Genomic DNA, 18,925 nt, shown 5'->3' on the forward strand with positions numbered 1-18,925 from the left:
GGGGTAACTTAATGAGATTAAAAATTGTATTTAATATGTTAGGAACTTTGTTGTTGTTTATTGGAGTTAGTATGATACTCCCTATCTTAGTCTCTCTTTATTATCAGGAAGCAGATGGGATTGCTTTTATAGTGGCTACTGGTTTTACTATTAGTAGTGGGAGGTTATTGAAACGTTTTAGTGATGATGAAGAGGATATTAGACATCGAGAAGGTTTTGCTATTGTGACATTAGGTTGGATACTTATCTCTATCTTTGGAGCAGTACCATTTATGTTAGCTGGTGTCTTTGATAATTTTGTCGATGCTTTTTTTGAAAGTGTTAGTGGGTTTACTACTACTGGTGCTACGGTGATTATGTCTTTAGAGAGTCTATCACATACAATCTTGTTTTGGCGGAGTTTGATGCATTGGTTAGGTGGGATGGGGATTATTGTAATGTCGATTGTGATCTTACCTGAGTTGGCAGGTTCAATGCAGTTGTTTAAAGCAGAGGTTCCAGGGCCAGTCCATGAGCGATTGAAGCCTAGAATTAGAGAGACTGCCAAGACATTATGGGTTGTTTATATTGTCTTGACCTTTTTACAGATTGTTTTATTGACTATAAATGATATGCCTTTATTTGATGCGGTGATTCATTCTTTTGGTACGATGTCAACGGGAGGGTTTTCCTCACGAACATTGAGTGTTAAGGCTTATGATAGTATTATTATTGAAGCGATTATGGCAGTCTTTATGTTTATGTCAGGGATTAATTTGGTTTTACATTATCAGGTGTTGACGGGTAATTTTAAATCATTATTCAAGGATAAAGAGTTTAGGTTTTATACCTTTATAGTAGTGACAGCTATTTTACTAATTACACTTAATCTTCGTTTGCAAGTTTATAAGACCTTTCTTTCTTCATTAAAGTATGCTGCCTTTCAGGTTACTTCAATTATCAGTACAGCTGGGTTTGCGACGGTTGATTATGATATTTGGCCCCCTTTTTCTCGTGGGATACTATTGATTTTGATGTTTATTGGAGGTTGTGCAGGTTCTACTGCAGGGGGAATTAAGGTGATCAGGATTTATGCTTTAATGAAAAAGGGTTTTCAAGAATTATATAAGCTAATCCATCCTCGGGCTGTAACTTCATTAAAGATTGGTAATCAGGCTATTTCGGAAGAGGTTTCTACAAGTATTTTAGGGTTTTTCTTTTTATATATTATTGTTTTTGTGATTTCTACGATTACTTTAGCCTCTTTTGGGATTGATTTGATTAGTTCAATTTCAGCAGTAGCAGCTACTTTAGGAAATATTGGTCCAGGTTTAGGGTTGATTGGCCCTTTAAATACTTATGTTCCTTTACCGGTGGTAGGAAAGTTATTATTGAGTTTTGCTATGATTTTAGGTAGATTGGAAATCTATACAGTATTGGTATTTTTATTAGCCGGTTTTTGGCGTAAGTAGATTAAATTTTGACTTTATAATTTAAAAAAAGTCAGTTATAATTATGTATAGGTGTAACTTAAGTTAGAAAGTTCAGTTTAGGGGGGGGGGAAAGGTGGTTACTAAGATTTTAGTAGTTGATGATGATCAAAATCTTTGTAGATTAATGGAAGTCTATTTATCTAAGGAAGATTATCAGATTGCTATAGCTAATCAAGGTGAGGAAGCTTTGGATAAGTTTTATGAATTCAATCCTCATCTGGTAGTTTTGGATATTATGTTACCTAAGTTAGATGGTTGGGAAGTTTGTCAAAAGATTAGGGAGAAGTCTGATGTTCCAATTATAATGTTGACTGCGAAAGGAGAAAAGCAGGATAAGATTAAGGGGTTGGATTTAGGGGCAGATGACTATGTAACGAAACCATTTGATCCGGATGAATTGGTAGCTAGAGTGAAGGCTAATTTAAGACGAGCTATAGATACACGAGGAGATGAGCAAGTCTTATTTTTTCCTAACTTAACTATAGATAATAAGAAACATCAGGTCAAGGTCAAGGGTGAATTATTGGAAATAGCACCTAAAGAGTATGATTTGCTTTACTTTTTAGCTAAAAATGAAAAACAGGTCTTTAGTAGAGAACAGCTATTAGATCAAGTTTGGGGTTATAATTTTATAGGTGATATTAGAACTGTTGATACACATATTAAGCGTTTAAGAAATAAGATTGATACTTGTATTGAAGATTATAATTATTTCCATACAGTTTGGGGAGTGGGTTATAAATTTGAAGTCACTAAAGATTTTTAATACTATTTCTAGTAAATTAATGCTCAGATTTATTACAATAATTTTAGTAACCTTATTTGTTTTAGGAGTTTCTTTATCATATTTATTTCAAAATTACTATTATAATCACCAAGAAGAAATATTTATAGAGCAAGGGCAAGAGATTGCTAACTTAGTTCAGCAATCGATTTATGAAGGAAATTATGATGAAGCATTATCTTTTTTAAAGGGTTCACAGCGATTTTTTGAAGGAAATGTTTGGATAGTTAATTCTAGGGGGTTGGTATTAGCTACAACTAAACATGAAGAGTTGCAAGGGATTAGATTAGAAGAGATAGAAATGAAACAAGTTTTTGATGGACAAGTTATCAAAAAGAGTGGTTACTCTGATTATTTTGATGAGTCAGTTTTGTTTGTAGCAGTACCGATTATTGTTGAGGAAGAGGTGCTTGGAGCTGTTTTTGTCTATTCACCATTAGCAGGAATTAGTGAAACTTTAGATGATTTAAAGAGATTGATTATTTATGCAGCATTGATTGCTATCAGTTTAACTTTTATTTTGAGTTTTACCTTAACTAGAAGCTTTACTAAACCATTGCGTAAGATGAAACAGATAGCAGTGGATATGGCTCATGGGCAATTTAGTGAACGGTTGGGAGTAACGACTGATGATGAGGTAGGGCAGTTGGCCCATTCATTTAATTATTTGGCTGATACATTACAGGAAACTATCTACTCATTGCAGAAGAAAGAAGAACAACAACGGAGATTTGTAGCTGATGTTTCTCATGAATTACGGACTCCTTTAACTTCAATTCAGGGGTTTGTTAAAGCATTACGTGATGGAGTTTATGATTCTGAAGTCGATAAAAGTGAGTATTATTCAATTGTATTAGGTGAAGTCGAAAGGTTGATTAGATTAGTCAATGATTTATTAGGCTTATCACAAATTGAATTAGAACAGATCAAGATGGAGATTGAGGCTTTGGATTTAAGTTATTTGATCAATATCTCGATTAAGAATTTACAACCCAAAATTGCTGAAAAGGATTTAAATATAATAGCTGATTTACCAAAAGAGCTTTCTTTAGTGTTGGCTGACAGAGATAAGATTGAACAAGTATTAATTAATTTAATCAGTAATGCTATTGATTTTACTCCTGTAGGTAAGGAGATTAGGATCTTTGCTCAAGAAGAAGAAAGAAAAGTGAAGGTGGCTATAGAAGATCAAGGGCCAGGAATTCCTAGTGAAGATTTAGAAAATATCTGGAATAGATTTCATAAGGTTGATAAATCAAGAACCCGTAGCAAAGGTGGCACAGGTTTGGGTCTGTCAATTGTTAGAGAGATTATTAAACAGCATGATGGTGAAGTATGGGTTGATAGTGTAGAAGGTGAAGGTTCTAGGTTTGGTTTTAGCTTGATTAAGGCTAATGAGGAAGCAGTGAGAAGCTTTTAAAAGCAGTGAAGAGCCACTAGTAGGAAATTACAATTTTAAAACTATGATTTATCAGTGGCTCACGAAGAGTTTTTTGGTTTATAAAAACTCGGAGGTAGTGAATCTTTGTTAGAAATATAACAAAGGTTTTAACTGTAAACTGTCAACTGTACCTACGGGTCTTTATCAAGACCCTTCGTGAAACCCATAAAAACCATATCCACTGTAAACTTGCTAAGGGAGGGAGATGTAATGAGAAGATTTGAAGACAGAGTATTTAAGTATGGTTGTTTAATTTTATTTGGGATCTTAATTGGAAGCTTTTTGATGACAGGTATTAATGCTAATGCTTTCTGGGGAACAGAAGCAGAGGCGGGAGAAGAGCAGCAAGTTGAGCAGATAGTTGTTTCTCAAGAAGAAGCAGTTAAGAAAGCTGTACGTGAAGTTGGCCCGGCTGTGGTCAGTATTGTTACTAAGGATACTGAAGTTAAGCGTGATTTCTTTTTTAATCCTATTCCTGAAGAGAGAGAAGGAATTGGTTCAGGGGTTATTATTGATCAAGAGGGACATATTTTAACCAATCATCATGTGATTGGAGGAGTTGATGAGATAGAAGTCTTATTGCCAGATGGGAGAAATTTTTCAGCTGAGGTTGTAGGTGAAGATCCTCGAAATGATTTAGCTGTGATTCAAATTGAAGCTTCTGATTTGCCAGTAGCTCCTTTGGGAGATTCAAATGATTTGGAAGTAGGACAGTTAGCGATTGCTATTGGAAGTCCTTTTGGAGTTGAATTTAGTAATACAGTAACTACTGGTGTTATTAGTGCTTTAGGAAGAGAGATCAGACCTACTACTAGAAGAAGTAGAGGTTCTGTTGTACTTGATGGTTTGATTCAAACAGATGCTTCTATTAATCCAGGTAATAGTGGAGGGCCTTTACTAGATAGTCAAGGTCGAGTAGTAGGAATTAATACTGCTATTATTGGTAGTGCTGAAGGAATTGGCTTTGCGATACCGGTTAATCGGGCCAAAGAGATTATTGATGATCTGATTGAGTATGGTAAGGTAAGAAGGCCTTGGATTGGAATTTATGGAGCTGGAGTGACTGAGCAGGTAGCACAATATTATAACTTAAATCTATCAAATGGTATAATGATTATGCGTGCTGTCTCTAATAGTCCTGCTGCTCAAGCTGGTTTGTCACAAGGGGATATAATTATTGAAGCTGACCGTCAAGAGGTAGAAGATATGGATCAATTACAGGAGATTATTGCAAATAAAGAGATTGGTGAGAAGCTTGAATTATTGATTATGACCCAAGATGAGAATTTAAATTCAGTTGAAGTAACTCTTGGTGAAATGCCTACAGAATAAAATTACTAATTTATCAAGGCTAGGGTTAATCTTAAAGTTTAGATTAACTTTAGCCTTGATTTTTAATTAGGGAAGTAGAATTTAAAGATGTTTTCAAATATTTGGTTTTATTAGAAATTGTTTTATTGATTAAGAAGCACAAATGTGATATTCTAGGTAATACAATTTTATTAGAAGGAAACTAATAAAATTCAGGGGGAAAAGATAATAATGGAAAAAACCCGTCATGATGTGGGGGTTAAGGTAAGTACTATTAGTTTAATAGTTAATATTTTATTATCAGTTTTAAAGGTGGCTGTAGGGTTTTGGTTTGGTAGTAAAGCTTTAATTGCTGATGGTTTTCACTCTATATCAGATGTTATTTCTACCATAATAGTAGGTATGAGCTTTAAGGTTTCTAGTCAACCACCAGATGATTGTCATCCTTATGGGCATGGTAAAGCTGAATCGATTGCAACAAAATTATTGGGGATTATTTTAATTATTACCGGTTTGATGTTACTTAGAAGTACAGTGTTGGCGATTATTAATTATGAGATAAATATCCCTAGTAGTATAGTACTTTGGACGGCAGTAATATCTATTGCAATCAAAGAGGGGCTATGCCGTTATATTATAAAAATAGGTCGAGAGATTGATTCTAAAGGGTTGGTTGCAGATGCTTACCATCATCGTTCTGATGCATTATCTTCTATTGCAGTTTTAATTGGAGCTGGAGGAGCAAGGCTTGGTTATCCTTTATTGGATCCATTAGCAGGGTTAGTAGTGGCTTCATTTATTATTAAGGTTGGTGGAGAAGTAGTCTTAGATGCCATTGATGAGTTGATGGATGCTATTCCTAGCCAAGATAAGAAGAAACAAATAATAAAAGAGGCTGAGAAAGTAGATAGTGTAATCACAATTAAAGATGTAAAGTTAAGAGCTTATGGTTCACGCTTATTTATTGATCTAAAGGTTGTTGTAGCTAATGATTTAACGGTTATTGAAGGGCATCAAGTAGCTGATGATATTAAAGAAAAGATCAAAAGTTCTAATCCTAAAGTAGAAGAAGTTTTGGTTCATGTAGATCCTGAAGATGTGATAGAGCATTTAGTAGATGATGAAAATTGAGTAAATTTAGAGTAAGGGAGGAAGAGGCTTTGCAGATTAATTATAATAAGTTTTGTATTCTTTTTTTTCTAATCCTGATATTGAGCTTGACAGGATGTAGAGAGGAGTTAATTGTAGAAGATTTTAAGATTGATTCTGAATATTATCAGGAGACTGGTAGATTTTTAGGAAATACTGAAGTAGATTTTGAGATCAAGCTATCTGATGATGATGATGATCTAAATTATCATTGGACTGCTAATGGTGGAAGATTTTTATCACAGGTTGATAATAAAGCGACATATCGGGTTCCAACTGCACCTGGTGATTATAGAATTACAGTCTTTATTCAAGATGACCAGGGAGCTGAGACGATGTATGATTTTACTTTTACAGTTGAAGGAGATTATCCTGAACAGGTATCATTGACTGAAATTAGAAATGATTCTGTAACAGAAGGGGTTGAGATTGAGTGGTCTGCTTATCCTGATGATGATTTTTCTACATACCAAATATTACGGAGTGATAACTTTTATATTGATAATAATGCTGAGGTGGTAGCAGAGATAGATGAACAGACAAAGACCTATTATCTAGATCAAGATGTTGACCCTAATCAAAATTATACTTATCAAGTATTGGTATTTAATGAACGAGGTTATTTATCGGTTAGTAATGAGGAGATAATTAGAGTATTAGATCGGGGAATTAGAAAGGTTAGATTAGATAAGGGTGTTTCAGATCTTATATTTGATGAAGTACGTTCTCAATTGTACCTGTTGGATCAGCAAGCAAATCAAGTGGTGATTTTTGATACTCAAAAAGATGAGATTACTGGAAGGGTCGATGTTGGCCCGGCTCCTAATAACTTAAAATTGAGTAAAGATAATAAATATTTATTTTTAGTTACTAGAGGAGATAATTCGTTGGTACAGATAGATTTAGAAGAGTTAACAGTGAGTAATTATAATTTCAAACAGGAAATAAAGGATATAACTATAGGAGTTGATGAATTATACTTGAAAGTAGATGATAAGTCTAATTTAGTACAATTTAATATTGAAGAAGAAAAGGTTAAAGATAATTATCAATTGAAAAAAGGAAAATCAGTGGTTAGTGGTGAAAAGATTGAATTGGTTGGAGAAGAAGAGTTATTATTTGATGCGTATTTTGATAAGACACTGCTCTATAATCTAACTGATCTTTCAAACCCTTTAATGAAATTAGGAACAGGGGTAATTGATGATCTTGAAATCCATAATACTGATGAAGAGAATTATCTCTATATAGCAAGTAGTCAATTTAAATATGTTCAATCTTTTACTCTCAATCAATCAGGAAAGCTAGATGCAATGAAGAAATTTAAAACTGCTGGTTATCCACGAGGAATTACTGTTGCCCAAGAAGAGGGATGGTTGTTTGCTGCTTATAATGATACTGAAGTTAGTGTCTTTTCTTTAGAAGAACATAGCTTATTAGATAAAATTGATTTAAGGAATTATGCTTTTGATCTTGTTTTTGATTCTGAACAAAGTAAGCTTTATATTTTAACTTCATCTATTAATAAACATGAATATAACTTAGTAATAGTTGATTTAAAGGAGAGATTTGATCTTTAAAGCAGACTATATAGGGGTGAAAAAGTGAGATTGGAATTAATTAAACTAGTAGTAGGTACTTTAATAGTCATAGGAGTTGTTCTATTCTTTTATTTTTCGAGTGGAACTAAGCAGAGTTTAGATGATTATATATTATCTAAATTGATTAATTTTTGGGGGAAGGTAGTCAATCTAATAATTATGATAGTCAGCATTTGGTTTGGTATTAGAGTAGGCGGTCAATTTTTAAGGAGGGTCTTATATGAACTATGGTGGTAGGGGAAAGGTTTTGGAAAATATGATCGAAACTTCTAATCGGCAGTATTCTTTTCAAAATAGAGCAGTAATTCAAAAGATTCCTACCCCTGTTAAGGTATTAAATATAAACTCTAGAACTGGAAAAATTACTAATGCATTTTATGAACAAAAATCAACGGTTGATTATATTGGAACTTATAAAGGACGAGCAATTGCTTTTGATGCTAAGGAAACTAAAATAGAGACCCGTTTTGATTTGAGTAATGTAAAGAAGCATCAGTATCAATATTTAAAAAGTTGGGTTCAAAATGGTGGAGTTGCTTTTTTAATTATTTACTTTAAGACTTTAGATGAAGCTTATTATTTGCCATTTAGTTTATTAGAAGAGTATTGGCAAGGAAGATTGCAGGGGGGGAGAAAGAGTATTCCATATCAAAAAATTGCTAAAAAGAAGTATAAGATTGGTAGTCAAGGACTAGTTATTTTGGATTATTTAGAAATTATAGATCAAGCATTTGAACTGTAAGTTCTAAGAATAAATCTTGATTTTTTAGATGAAATATAATAAAATAGTAAAAGATGGTCTTAGTATTTAAGCTGTTATTTTGATAAATCAATGAATGTTTTGAGGAGGGAAAAGGAATGGCTAAGAAGATATTAATAACTGATGATGCTAATTTTATGAGGACGATGTTAGCTAAAATAATTGAGGAGCAAGGTTATCAGGTAGCTGGAATGGCTGAAAATGGCGAAAGAGCTATAGAACAATATAAAGAATTAGAACCTGATTTGGTAACAATGGATATTACTATGCCAGGAATGGACGGGATTGAGGCAACTAAAAAAATTATGGAATATGATCCAAGTGCTGATATAATTGTCTGTAGTGCAATGGGCCAAAAGCCGATGGTACTAGAAGCAATCGAAGCTGGAGCAAAGGATTTCATAGTAAAACCTATCAAACCAGAAAAAGTTAAAGAAACGCTAGAAAAGATATTGGGCTAGTAGAAATTAATTACAGAAAGTTTCTGTTAAACAATAATATTTCTGGGTCGTATAGTAGGAATAATTATACTTGTTCCTATTGTACGATTTTTTTATCATTAAGGAAATTATGCTTTTTAGAGGTTGTGGATAACTTTTACTAGTTTGTATTTGTTGGTTTTACTTAAACTCAAGCTTAGACTTAAACTGAGTTGCCGGAGGCAACTTTTTTATTGTCTAGGCTTTTACCAGGAAGATTTTTTGTCAAATAAAGAGGAAAATGCTCTCCAGTAAAGAAGTTTATTATGTGGAGTAAAATTAATTACTAGTTATTATTGATTAAAATTATATTTTATGGAAATAATAATTGTATAACAATACAAATAGGAGGATTATTATGACTAAGAAAGCAATTAAAGCTAATGTAAAAGGTAGAATTCAAGGAGTTGGATATCGGGCAAGTACACATCAAAAAGCTACTCGATTAGGGATTAAAGGATATGTAAAGAGTTCTTCGGGAAGTGAAATAGAAGTAGTGGCTGAAGGTGAGGAAGAAAAAATAGAAGAATTGATTCAGTATTTACAAGAAGGGCCAAATAAAGCTGAGGTAGAAGATTTTAGTTATGATTGGATTGAGCCGACAGAAGATTTCATTAGGTTTGCTATTAAATATGAAGTGTAACTTAAGAGCCAACTAAAATTTAATATTATAAGCTCTAGTGATTTATATATTTTATTATAGATTGCTGTGTATATTTATATAGTAGATAGTTGTGTTTTGAAATTAGTATTATTTTTGCTGGGTTCTTTGTTTCAGGAGATGGTTATGCTATTTAGGCTTATAATAAGAAGTAGAATGTTGATTGGGAGCGATTATGCTTCCAATTTATTTTTTATTAATAAAAATTATCTATTAGTAGACAAAGGTGATTTTTAAGGGAGGATAAATATGCCATCTACAATCACTGATGCAAGTTATGAGTTGTTAGATAAAGTTGGTTCACCGCTTACTCCTTCGCAAGTTGTTAATAGGATTGCTTATTTAGTAACTGTCAAGGATGCTGATTCAGTTCAAGCTAGTATTTATAATGACTCTAGGTTTGTTAAATTTTCCTCTGGTAAATTAGCTTTGAAAAAGTGGTTGCTAAATGGAGTTTCTTTTGTTCTTATTCCTTCGTTGGCCCAGATTAAACGAGGTTTTATAAATATTAATAGTTATCAATATTTATTTTCCCAACCAGAGATTAACTTAAGATATCAAGAACAAAATTATAATTTGAAACTAAAACAGAATCGGCTTACAGGCTTTTTAAAATTAGATGATCAATTTTCTTTAGATTGTAGTAATTTGTTATTAGAAATTATTGATTTAGAGCAGGGTGATTATATTTTAAAAGAACAAAATATTGGAGTTGTAGATACTACTGTTTATAAAGAGATAATTATAGAGGTTTTGGAAGAAAAAGGAGTTAAAAGATCTGAAAACTTATTAAAAGAGATCTTAGTAAAAGCTAAAGATACAGGAAGGTTGCAACAGTTACTTCCACTAGTACCGTTAGAAGAAGTGGTTAAAGATATGCCCCAGATTTATCAACCGGTAAAAGGGTTATTTAAAGTTAATAAGTTTTATTAATGTATAAATTGTTACCTCATAAGAAATGATAATTTATAGAATATCTGATTTATAGAGGAGGTAATTTGAGGAATGAAATCAAACAATTGGAATCCACTTAGAGAAATAAATACTTTACGAGAGCAGATGAATAGATTCCTAGATGAGAGATTACCAGAAGAAGAAAAAACATATCCAGCAGTTGATGTTTATGAAGATGGGGATAATTTAGTTGTTAAGGCAGATTTACCAGGGGTAAGGTCTGATGATCTTGAAATAATGGTTAGTGAAGAGACTGTTATTATTCAAGGTCAACACCAAGAGCAGGAGAGAACTAAAGTGAAGAACGGATATTATTATGAAGAAAGAAGCAGGAATGAATTTCAACGAAGAATAACATTACCACTCAAAGTTAAACACCAAGAGGCTAGAGCTGATATTGAACACGGGGTTATGGAGGTAATAATTCCGAAGGCGGAAGAGGAGTTAAACAAGGTGACTAGGTTAAAATTGAATAATGAGGAATGAATGATTATCAAAGGTCAAGCATATTAATATGCTTGACCTTTTTTTATGGTCTCTTACAAAAGCTTAAGTTTTTAGATCTCACTTAAACTTAGACTTAATATTGCTAGTATAGAACTTTAATCATCCATCAATTTACAACAAATTAATTATTTCCTTGACATTAGTTTTAAAAAAGTTTATAATATTAATACCCTCCCCAGAAGAGGGGGGGTATTAATAAAGGGGGTATTATAAATGATAGCTAATATTAAAAAATATTCATGGGTTTTAGTACCTACAATTGCTTTTGGAGGTTTGTTTTATCCGTTATTAGGTTTGGCTATGATTGGGATTATGCTTGGAATAATACTAATTGGATTATTTAATGGGAAGTATTGGTGTGGAAATTTATGTCCTCATGGAAGTTTATTTGATGTTTTAATCAGTAAGTTTTCTATTTCTAGAAAGATACCAGCTTTCTTTAAATCATCGTTTTTGAAGTGGGGTTTTTTCATCTTTTTTATGGGGATGTTCAGTAGACGTTTGATGAATGTGATGGCTACTTGGGGTAGTGAAGAGTTTCTTGATAATTTGGGTTTGATGTTTACGATGCAATACTTAATAATGCCTACAATTTTAGGAGTTAGTTTAGCGATCCTAATCAGTCCAAGAACCTGGTGTTCTTTCTGCCCGATGGGAGCAATGGGTCAAATCATGGGTAAACTTGGAAATGTCTTAGGGATTAATCGTACATTTGAACAGAGAATTACTATTAATCAACCTACAGAATGTCGAGAATGTGGTCTATGTGCTAATAATTGTCCGTTAGAGTTGGAGCCTTATACAAATTTTGATCAAGAAAATCGTTTTGATGATGATAGATGTATCAAGTGTGCTGAATGTGTTGAGGCTTGCCCTATCAATATTCTAGAATTGAAAAAGCGTGATGAAGTGACTAAAGATACTGTAAGGAGGGTATAAGATGGCTGATTGTGAACATATAACTAATTGTGCTTTCTTTAATGATAAAATGGATGAAAAAGCAGGATTGGCCAGTCTATATAAAAAGAGATATTGCCAAGGGGATAATTCTAATTGTGCTCGTTATTTGGTGAGTAAGACTGTAGGGAGTCAGTGTTTGCCGAGTGGTTTATTTCCTAATCAACATCAGAAAGCGGAGAAGATAATAAAAGAATGTAATTAAATAGGTTGTTCAAAATTCAGTCAGATCTTAACCGATCTGACTGAATTATTTTTGATTAATAGAGGTTGAGTTCTTGTTTGACAGGTGTTAGCTAATATAAGAGTATAATAATGCTCCTCTCCTGTGGCAGGGGCTTATCATTAGGAGGGATAGAGATGAAGGAAGTAGTAGTTATTTATTGGTCTAAGACAGGGAATACAGAGCAAGTAGCTAGATCAATTCAGAAAGGGGCTAAGAAAGCTCGGGCCAACGTTTCATTATTGAAGATTGAAGAGGCTAAGGAAATTGACTTTTATGATTATGATCTAGTTTGTCTGGGGGTTCCTTCTTACCATTGGCATCCTCCTAAGCCAGCTGATCGCTTTTTAAAGAATAAGTTTAAAGAGTATCGAAAGGAAGGGAAGGTTAAGTTGGGTGCTCCTAAGGTCGAAGGTAAGAATGCGTTAGTATTTTGTACTTATTCAGGGCCTCATACTGGTATTGATGAGGCTATACCAGTAGGGGATTATGTAGGTCAATTTTTTGCCCATTTTGGTTTTAATGTAGTTGATAAGTTATATATTCTCAGTGAGTTTAAGGCTAATGGTACTGAAGGTGTTAACCTTGAAGGTAGAATGGGAGATATAAGAGGTTTGCCTACTGCAGAGCAGTTAGAGAAGATTAGTCAAGATACTGAAGAACTAGTAAGCAATCTCTAAAAATTTACTTTGAGCTAAAGAGAATTTAATTTACAAGGAAGAAACCTCTGGGTAAATTGCCTAGAGGTTTAAATATTTGGTTTATTTTGAAAGATGCGTTATAGTTATTTAGAGAGGTGATTTTATGACTGATAAGTTTAGAGAAGAGATTGAATTTTTGCGAGAGAAAATGAATAAGAAAATTCAAAGTAATGATTTATTAGATAAAAATGTATTGGCTATTAGTCAAAAATTAGATCAGAAGATTGTCGAGTCAATGAAAAGAAAGAAGGGTCAATAATTAGTTATCAGAAAGTAATTTCTGCTTAAAGTAATTCAAGTATAACCAAGTTACCGTAACGTGCCATAAGGAATATAGAATAATAGGTACTATAATTCTACCATAATTAGATTTGAAAATTTTAAGGTTGATCAGTACATTAGCAAAGAGTGTACTATAAAAACCACCAGTCAATGCCAAAAGATAATTCCATGGTTTTGTAGTAGGTAAAAAGTATAAAAAGATGATAAAGTAGAAAGTCCAAGCTATCGGAGGAAAGAGAGGAATTCCCATAAATCCAAATGGTCCATAATTGATATGAGTACCTAAATCTAACAGTTGTCCGACTAAAAGAATAATTAATATATCAAATACTGCACCAAAGAGACCCCATAAATACCAAGTTGACCGATTACTTTTTTGGGGACTATAGCTACTAAAACTATAAATAATATTACAGTATAGATTGGATAGATAAAATAAGTTGGCATTTCAAAAATTTTTCACCCCTCCTTTCTATATCCTTATAATTTACAAAAATAATTTTATTATGCAGTGAGTTTTGATTTTTTGGTAGACTTTACATTTATTCCTTAATAATATAAACTATTATTATATATTCCGATATATTGTACTAAAGAATTATTAAGAGAGGTGGCATAAGTAAATAAAGTTAAAAAAGGAGGAGCAGAGTTTGAAAGCAGTAATAGATCGTTTTGAAAATGATTATGCTGTAGTTTTATTTGGCGAAGAAGAAATTAAAGTTGATATCCCTAGTCAGCTTTTACCTGATGAAGTTAGTGAAGGTACATGGTTAGAAGTCTCTTTTACAATTGATCAAGAAACTTCTGAGGATAGAGAAAGAAAGATTGGAAATTTGATTGATAAACTTAAAAACAACTAATTAAAATATTAGGTATTATTTAAATTATAAACCTTAGTAGTGCACTCTACTGGGGTTTATTCGTATTAAAAGGGGGAAATAACAAAGAGATGCATTGATGCATCTCTTTGTAGAGCCTTAAGCATTCTGTTTAAGAAGTTCAAAGGTAGTTTGTATTTCTAAATCGATTCTATAAAGCTTAGCTTTAGTAATTGGTAATTAGTGATTTGTGATTGGTAAAATCAAAGTCAAAATTTTTTGACACAGCGTCCTGAAGAAAACGTTTTTTGTTTTCTGAGGAAGTACTCTTGGGGTGCGTCCTGAGGAAGCGACGCGGAGCTAGTGCCCTTGGGCGTATTATGAGAGAAATGTTTTTTATTTCTCGAGGAAATAGTCTTGGGCTTGAACTCTTGGGGTGACTAAGGTTTAACTAAGTTCTGATTAAAACCAATTAAAATTTATTTTATGACCTTGAAATTGTCTTGTGTTAGTCGAATTTTAATCCGAATTTAGTCTGCGTCTAACAAGGGTTTGATTATATGTTTTTAGAGGTTTGAATTTACTAATTACTAGTTACCAATCACTAATGACTGTGTCACAAAGTGACACATTATATCAATTCCATTATTAATATTAGTCGGCTTAATCACCTTTGCTAGAAGGGGTTTTTAAAGAAGTGTAGAAAGGAATAAACTAATACAGAGTAAGTGGAGCGGTTGCAGGAGATAGGTTAAGATGAGCGGGGGAGGTTTTTGTTTGGTTAGACCTAAACGTTTACGGTAATATCTTACTTTGATTCTCTCTTAGCTTCTTCAATAGCTTTATAAATAGTCTTGTAAAATTTGGCTACTTCATTAGTATAGTGTTCGTTAGTACTGGAATCGGCCGTCAGCAAAGGACTATTATTGTTGTTATCTAGCATTTTGATTGTTATTTCTTTAGCAATCTTATCAGTTTTCATTTTATCACCCCATAAATAATTTAACCTCCCCCTGAATAGTTATTCTAGGGTGATCAGGAAAAACCTTCTATCTAAATCATAAAATTATTAATAATGACAATCTATGGGATAGATAATTAATCTTAAAGGGGGAAACATAATGGGAAAATTAAAGGGAACAGCTAATATTTATCATCTTTATCATAGCGGAGTAGCGGTAGAAACTGAATCAAAACTATTAATCTTTGATTATTATAATGATAGTCCAGTAGGTAAGGAGCGGAGTTTAGAAACAGGAGTAGTAGATCCGGATATTTTCAGCAGGAAAGAGCAAGGATTGGTTTTTGTATCCCATAATCACAATGATCACTTCAATCCTGTTATTTTTGAGTGGGAGCAGAAGGTTGATAATTTACATTATATTTTAAGTGATGACCTGCAAGTAAATGATAAGAAGGAGAATTACTATCAGTTGGGGAAATATCAGCAGTTGGAGTTAGAAGATGTTACAGTCAATACTTATGGTACGACTGACCAAGGGGTTTCTTTTTTAGTTGAGGTAGATGGTTTAGTTATCTTTCATGCTGGAGATTTAAATTGGTGGCATTGGAATAAGTTTAGTCCAGCTGAGCGAAAACAAGAGGAAAGAGAGTATAAAGAGGAGTTGGCCCGATTACCAGAGGTAAATATTGATCTAGCGTTTGTTCCTGTTGATCCGAGGTTAGAAGAGCATTATTATCGGGGAGGAGAGTATTTTGCTCAAGAGTTTAAACCTAATTTGTTAGTTCCGATTCATTTTAGTAATAACTATGAAATTACCGAAGAGTTTGCTGATAAGATAGCTGATTTAGCGGTTGATTCAGCTGTGATTAAAAAGCGAGGATCGAAAATTAGCTACAGTAGTCTATAAAAGAAGATAATGAATTTTCCTAATCAGACTCTCATCTTAATAGATGAGAGTCTTTATGAATATAATTGACAAAAAGTGGAGTAATTATTAAAAAATTAAAGGAAATTTATTCTTTAAAAAGAAAATAATAAAAGAAAAGATAAATTATAAAGTGACACATTTTGTTTATTTATAATACTTTTGATTTATTTAAGAAATTATGATATGGTAATCATCAGTAGATTATTCATACAAAATAGGGTTGATTACTCAGGATAAGGTTTTGGGGTGTATTGAAAGACTATTTACCTATTGGAGCAAAAGTGAAAATAATAACTTGTTGTTATTATCAAGTTTAACTTACTTTGCTGAAAAAACTTTAGTATTGGAGAGATTATTATGACAATAAAAGATAACAATAAGTTAGAAATAATTGTTAGTGCTGAAGATAAGATTGATGTTAGTAATTCGCAAGAATTTGAAAGAAAGTTACAGATTGCTTATAATCAAGGGTATGAGCAGATTATAATTGATTTTAAGAATGTTACTAGGATAGACACTTGTGGTTTGGGTAAGTTATTATCATTTTATAAAAAAATAAGAGTAAGAAATGGTGAGTTGCGAATTATAAACCTAACTAATGACTATATAAAAAAGATGTTTAAAATGATTAAGCTCAATAAAATCATTGATATAGAAGGAATAGAATAGTGACTGTATAATTTTTGGAATTATTGAGCAATTTAATTTTGTTAACTAGCCATTTATACTAAATGTTAATAAATTTTATCTTTCATTTTGGGTAAAATATGTTATAATGAAATACTGTATTGGATCTTAAAGGAGTGATAAGATGAATCAAGAGAATAAATCATATCTAATAAAGACCTACGGTTGTCAAATGAATGAGCATGATTCAGAAAAACTTGCAGGTGTGCTAGAAGATGAAGGCTATCAGCCAACTGAAGAATTAGAGGATGCTGATATAATCATTTTAAATACATGTTGTGTACGAGAGAATGCTGAATTAAAGGTTTATGGTAAGGTGGGCCAACTAAAAAACTTAAAAAGGAAGAATCCCGATCTAATCATCGGTATTTGTGGCTGTATGATGCAGCAAGAGGATGTAGTTAAGGAGATTAAGGAGAAGTATCGTCATGTTGATATTGTTTTTGGGACTCATAATATTCATCATTTTCCTAAGTTATTAAAGGAAGCTAAGGAGGATAAGAATCCTTTAGTCAAAGTTTGGGAGGAGTCTAAAGAGTTGATTCCCGAGATGCCTGTCCAAAGAAAGGATGATCACAAGGCATTTGTGACGATTATTTATGGGTGTGATAATTTCTGTACATACTGTATTGTTCCTCATGTTAGAGGAAGGGAGAAGAGTCGTCCGTTAGAGAACATTGTCAAAGAAATTGAAGATTTGGTGGCAGATGGGGTTAAAGAAGTGACCTTGCTCGGTCAGAATGTAAACTCTTATGGTAAAGATTTTGAAGAAGAAATTGATTTTGCTGACTTATTGACTGAGATTAATCAAGTTGAAGGTTTAGCTAGGATTCGTTATATGACTTCTCATCCGAGGGATTTCAGTGATAAATTAGTCGAGACTATCAGTCAATTGGATAAGGTATGTAATCATTTTCATCTACCAGTCCAAGCTGGAAGTAATAAAATACTTAAAAAGATGAATAGAAATTATACAAAAGAGGAATATTTAAGATTAATAGAAAAAATTAGAGCAAATAATCCGGATGCTGCGATAACGACAGATGTTATTGTTGGTTTTCCAGGAGAGAGTGAAGAGGATTTTGAAAAGACCCTTGATCTATTTAAGAAGGTAGAATTTGATATGGCTTATAGTTTTCTTTATTCTAAGCGAACAGGTACGCCAGCTGCAGAGTATGATGAGCAGATCTCTGATGAGGTTAAAAAGGAGCGATTACAGCGTTTAATGGATATTCAAAGTGATATTAGTTTAAAGAAAAATAAGCCTTTAGAGGGTCAGATTGTTGAAGTATTAGTAGAAGGAGAAAGTAAAAAAGATCCTAATAAATTAACTGGTAGAACATGTTCAAATAAAATAGTTATCTTTGAAGCAGACCGTGATTTGACAGGAGAGCTAATTAATGTTAAAATAAACAGAGTACAGAGTTGGACATTATTTGGTGACTTGGTTTAAAGGAAGTTTTTTAAATTTTAAGGGGGATTTTAATTTTATGTCAATTAAAGAGAAAGCTGAACAATTAGCGGAAGAGATTGTAGAATCTAATGAGTATGATGATTTGAAAGCTGCAGAAGAAGAGATGCAAGCTGATGAAGCTGCTCAAGAAATTCTACAAGAATTTCAATCTAAGCAGAAGATGGCACAAATGGCCCAAATGAATGGTCAAGGAGTAACTGAAGAGATGCAACAAGAAATTCAAGGGTTACAGGCCAAAATGCAACAGAATGAAAAGATCAAAGGATATATGGAAGCACAGCAGGAGTTTAATGGAATAATGGAGCAAGTTAATGAAGTTATTTCTACTGCTATTCAAGGTCAAGAGCAACCACAACAAGCTTAAAATAAATTGAAGTTAAGTTCTAAGGGGGATATTTATTATGTCTATTATGGAAAAAGCTCAGGAATTAGGTACTGAGATTGTAGAATCACAGGAATTTTCTGAGCTCAAAACTGCAGAAGAAGCAATGGAAGCTGATGAAGCTGCTCAAGAAATCTTACAAGAGTTCCAAACTAAGCAGCGTAAAGCTCAAATGGCCCAGCAAAATGGTCAGCCAGTTTCTGATGAGCTTAAGAAAGAATTACAGGGGATTCAAGCTAAGATGCAACAAAATGAGCATGTTAAAGAGTATATGGAAGCACAACAGAAGTTTGGTAAAGTAATGCAGACGGTTAATCAAGTGATCAGTGCTGCTATCCAAGGTGAAGAGTGCGGTCCAGATTGTGGAGCAGGTTGTTGTTAATTAAAAAA

General features: G+C 32.8%; 23 protein-coding genes. 22 read left to right on the forward strand and 1 reads right to left on the reverse strand.

What is annotated here, in order from left to right:
- Positions 1-11: 11 nt before the first annotated feature.
- The 17 genes from MWH28_RS09860 (at position 12) to MWH28_RS09940 (ending at position 14,142) form a co-directional block, all read left to right on the forward strand.
- The gene (locus tag MWH28_RS09860) at positions 12-1,451 is read left to right on the forward strand and encodes a TrkH family potassium uptake protein (protein ID WP_248619199.1); all 1,440 of its coding nucleotides are present in this window, start codon (positions 12-14) and stop codon (positions 1,449-1,451) included.
- 94 nt (positions 1,452-1,545) lie between these two features.
- Positions 1,546-2,238 carry a response regulator transcription factor gene (locus MWH28_RS09865; RefSeq protein ID WP_345894771.1) on the forward strand — a complete coding sequence of 231 codons (693 nt, stop codon included), beginning with the start codon at positions 1,546-1,548 and terminating at the stop codon, positions 2,236-2,238.
- On the forward strand, positions 2,216-3,676 hold the full coding sequence (locus MWH28_RS09870; protein WP_248619200.1) for an ATP-binding protein: 1,461 nt from the start codon (positions 2,216-2,218) through the stop codon (positions 3,674-3,676). The genes MWH28_RS09865 and MWH28_RS09870 overlap by 23 nt, the downstream gene beginning before the upstream one ends.
- A 231-nt stretch (positions 3,677-3,907) precedes the next feature.
- Entirely contained in the window at positions 3,908-5,029 is a 1,122-nt protein-coding gene (locus MWH28_RS09875) for a S1C family serine protease (RefSeq protein ID WP_248619201.1), read from the forward strand.
- A 210-nt stretch (positions 5,030-5,239) separates the two neighbouring features.
- On the forward strand, positions 5,240-6,139 hold the full coding sequence (locus MWH28_RS09880; protein ID WP_248619202.1) for a cation diffusion facilitator family transporter: 900 nt from the start codon (positions 5,240-5,242) through the stop codon (positions 6,137-6,139).
- 29 nt (positions 6,140-6,168) lie between these two features.
- Positions 6,169-7,737: a PKD domain-containing protein gene (locus MWH28_RS09885; RefSeq protein WP_248619203.1), complete on the forward strand. Its 1,569-nt coding sequence runs from the start codon at positions 6,169-6,171 to the stop codon at positions 7,735-7,737.
- Positions 7,738-7,761: 24 nt separating this feature from the next.
- Entirely contained in the window at positions 7,762-7,995 is a 234-nt protein-coding gene (locus MWH28_RS09890; RefSeq protein WP_248619204.1) for a hypothetical protein, read from the forward strand.
- Complete coding sequence (gene recU, locus MWH28_RS09895; RefSeq protein WP_248619205.1) at positions 7,979-8,500, forward strand: Holliday junction resolvase RecU; 522 nt, start codon at positions 7,979-7,981, stop codon at positions 8,498-8,500. Before MWH28_RS09890 ends, recU begins: the two co-directional genes overlap by 17 nt.
- Positions 8,501-8,616: 116 nt before the next feature.
- Positions 8,617-8,979: a response regulator gene (locus MWH28_RS09900; protein WP_248619206.1), complete on the forward strand. Its 363-nt coding sequence runs from the start codon at positions 8,617-8,619 to the stop codon at positions 8,977-8,979.
- A gap of 376 nt (positions 8,980-9,355) precedes the next feature.
- Positions 9,356-9,640 carry an acylphosphatase gene (locus MWH28_RS09905; protein ID WP_248619207.1) on the forward strand — a complete coding sequence of 95 codons (285 nt, stop codon included), beginning with the start codon at positions 9,356-9,358 and terminating at the stop codon, positions 9,638-9,640.
- A 267-nt stretch (positions 9,641-9,907) separates the two neighbouring features.
- On the forward strand, positions 9,908-10,591 hold the full coding sequence (locus MWH28_RS09910) for a winged helix-turn-helix domain-containing protein (RefSeq protein WP_248619208.1): 684 nt from the start codon (positions 9,908-9,910) through the stop codon (positions 10,589-10,591).
- Positions 10,592-10,663: 72 nt separating this feature from the next.
- Positions 10,664-11,098, forward strand: a complete 435-nt coding sequence (locus tag MWH28_RS09915) for an Hsp20/alpha crystallin family protein (protein WP_248619209.1) — start codon at positions 10,664-10,666, stop codon at positions 11,096-11,098.
- A 234-nt stretch (positions 11,099-11,332) separates the two neighbouring features.
- On the forward strand, positions 11,333-12,058 hold the full coding sequence (locus MWH28_RS09920) for a 4Fe-4S binding protein (RefSeq protein ID WP_248619210.1): 726 nt from the start codon (positions 11,333-11,335) through the stop codon (positions 12,056-12,058).
- Between the two features lies 1 nt (position 12,059).
- Complete coding sequence (locus tag MWH28_RS09925; RefSeq protein WP_248619211.1) at positions 12,060-12,281, forward strand: hypothetical protein; 222 nt, start codon at positions 12,060-12,062, stop codon at positions 12,279-12,281.
- Between the two features lie 155 nt (positions 12,282-12,436).
- Entirely contained in the window at positions 12,437-12,979 is a 543-nt protein-coding gene (locus tag MWH28_RS09930) for a flavodoxin family protein (RefSeq protein WP_248619212.1), read from the forward strand.
- A 124-nt stretch (positions 12,980-13,103) separates the two neighbouring features.
- Entirely contained in the window at positions 13,104-13,259 is a 156-nt protein-coding gene (locus MWH28_RS09935; RefSeq protein ID WP_248619213.1) for an aspartyl-phosphate phosphatase Spo0E family protein, read from the forward strand.
- A 673-nt stretch (positions 13,260-13,932) separates the two neighbouring features.
- Positions 13,933-14,142: a DUF3006 domain-containing protein gene (locus MWH28_RS09940; RefSeq protein WP_248619214.1), complete on the forward strand. Its 210-nt coding sequence runs from the start codon at positions 13,933-13,935 to the stop codon at positions 14,140-14,142.
- Positions 14,143-14,908: 766 nt separating this feature from the next.
- On the opposite strand, the gene MWH28_RS09945 is transcribed toward MWH28_RS09940, so the two are convergent.
- Positions 14,909-15,082, reverse strand: coding sequence for a hypothetical protein (locus MWH28_RS09945; protein WP_248619215.1), 174 nt, complete (start codon positions 15,080-15,082; stop codon positions 14,909-14,911).
- 139 nt (positions 15,083-15,221) lie between these two features.
- On the opposite strand from MWH28_RS09945, the gene MWH28_RS09950 reads away from it, so the two are divergent.
- From MWH28_RS09950 to MWH28_RS09970, 5 genes are all read left to right on the forward strand, one after another.
- Positions 15,222-15,971: an MBL fold metallo-hydrolase gene (locus tag MWH28_RS09950; RefSeq protein ID WP_248619216.1), complete on the forward strand. Its 750-nt coding sequence runs from the start codon at positions 15,222-15,224 to the stop codon at positions 15,969-15,971.
- A gap of 378 nt (positions 15,972-16,349) precedes the next feature.
- The gene (locus MWH28_RS09955; RefSeq protein WP_248619217.1) at positions 16,350-16,661 is read left to right on the forward strand and encodes an STAS domain-containing protein; all 312 of its coding nucleotides are present in this window, start codon (positions 16,350-16,352) and stop codon (positions 16,659-16,661) included.
- A 142-nt stretch (positions 16,662-16,803) separates the two neighbouring features.
- On the forward strand, positions 16,804-18,132 hold the full coding sequence (gene miaB / locus MWH28_RS09960) for a tRNA (N6-isopentenyl adenosine(37)-C2)-methylthiotransferase MiaB (protein ID WP_248619218.1): 1,329 nt from the start codon (positions 16,804-16,806) through the stop codon (positions 18,130-18,132).
- A 37-nt stretch (positions 18,133-18,169) separates the two neighbouring features.
- The gene (locus MWH28_RS09965; protein ID WP_248619219.1) at positions 18,170-18,517 is read left to right on the forward strand and encodes a YlbF/YmcA family competence regulator; all 348 of its coding nucleotides are present in this window, start codon (positions 18,170-18,172) and stop codon (positions 18,515-18,517) included.
- Between the two features lie 37 nt (positions 18,518-18,554).
- Positions 18,555-18,917: a YlbF/YmcA family competence regulator gene (locus tag MWH28_RS09970; RefSeq protein WP_248619220.1), complete on the forward strand. Its 363-nt coding sequence runs from the start codon at positions 18,555-18,557 to the stop codon at positions 18,915-18,917.
- Positions 18,918-18,925 lie beyond the last annotated feature (8 nt).

Origin of the sequence: Natroniella sulfidigena (assembly GCF_023223645.1) — a bacterium.
Lineage (GTDB): Bacteria > Bacillota > Halanaerobiia > Halobacteroidales > Halobacteroidaceae > Natroniella > Natroniella sulfidigena.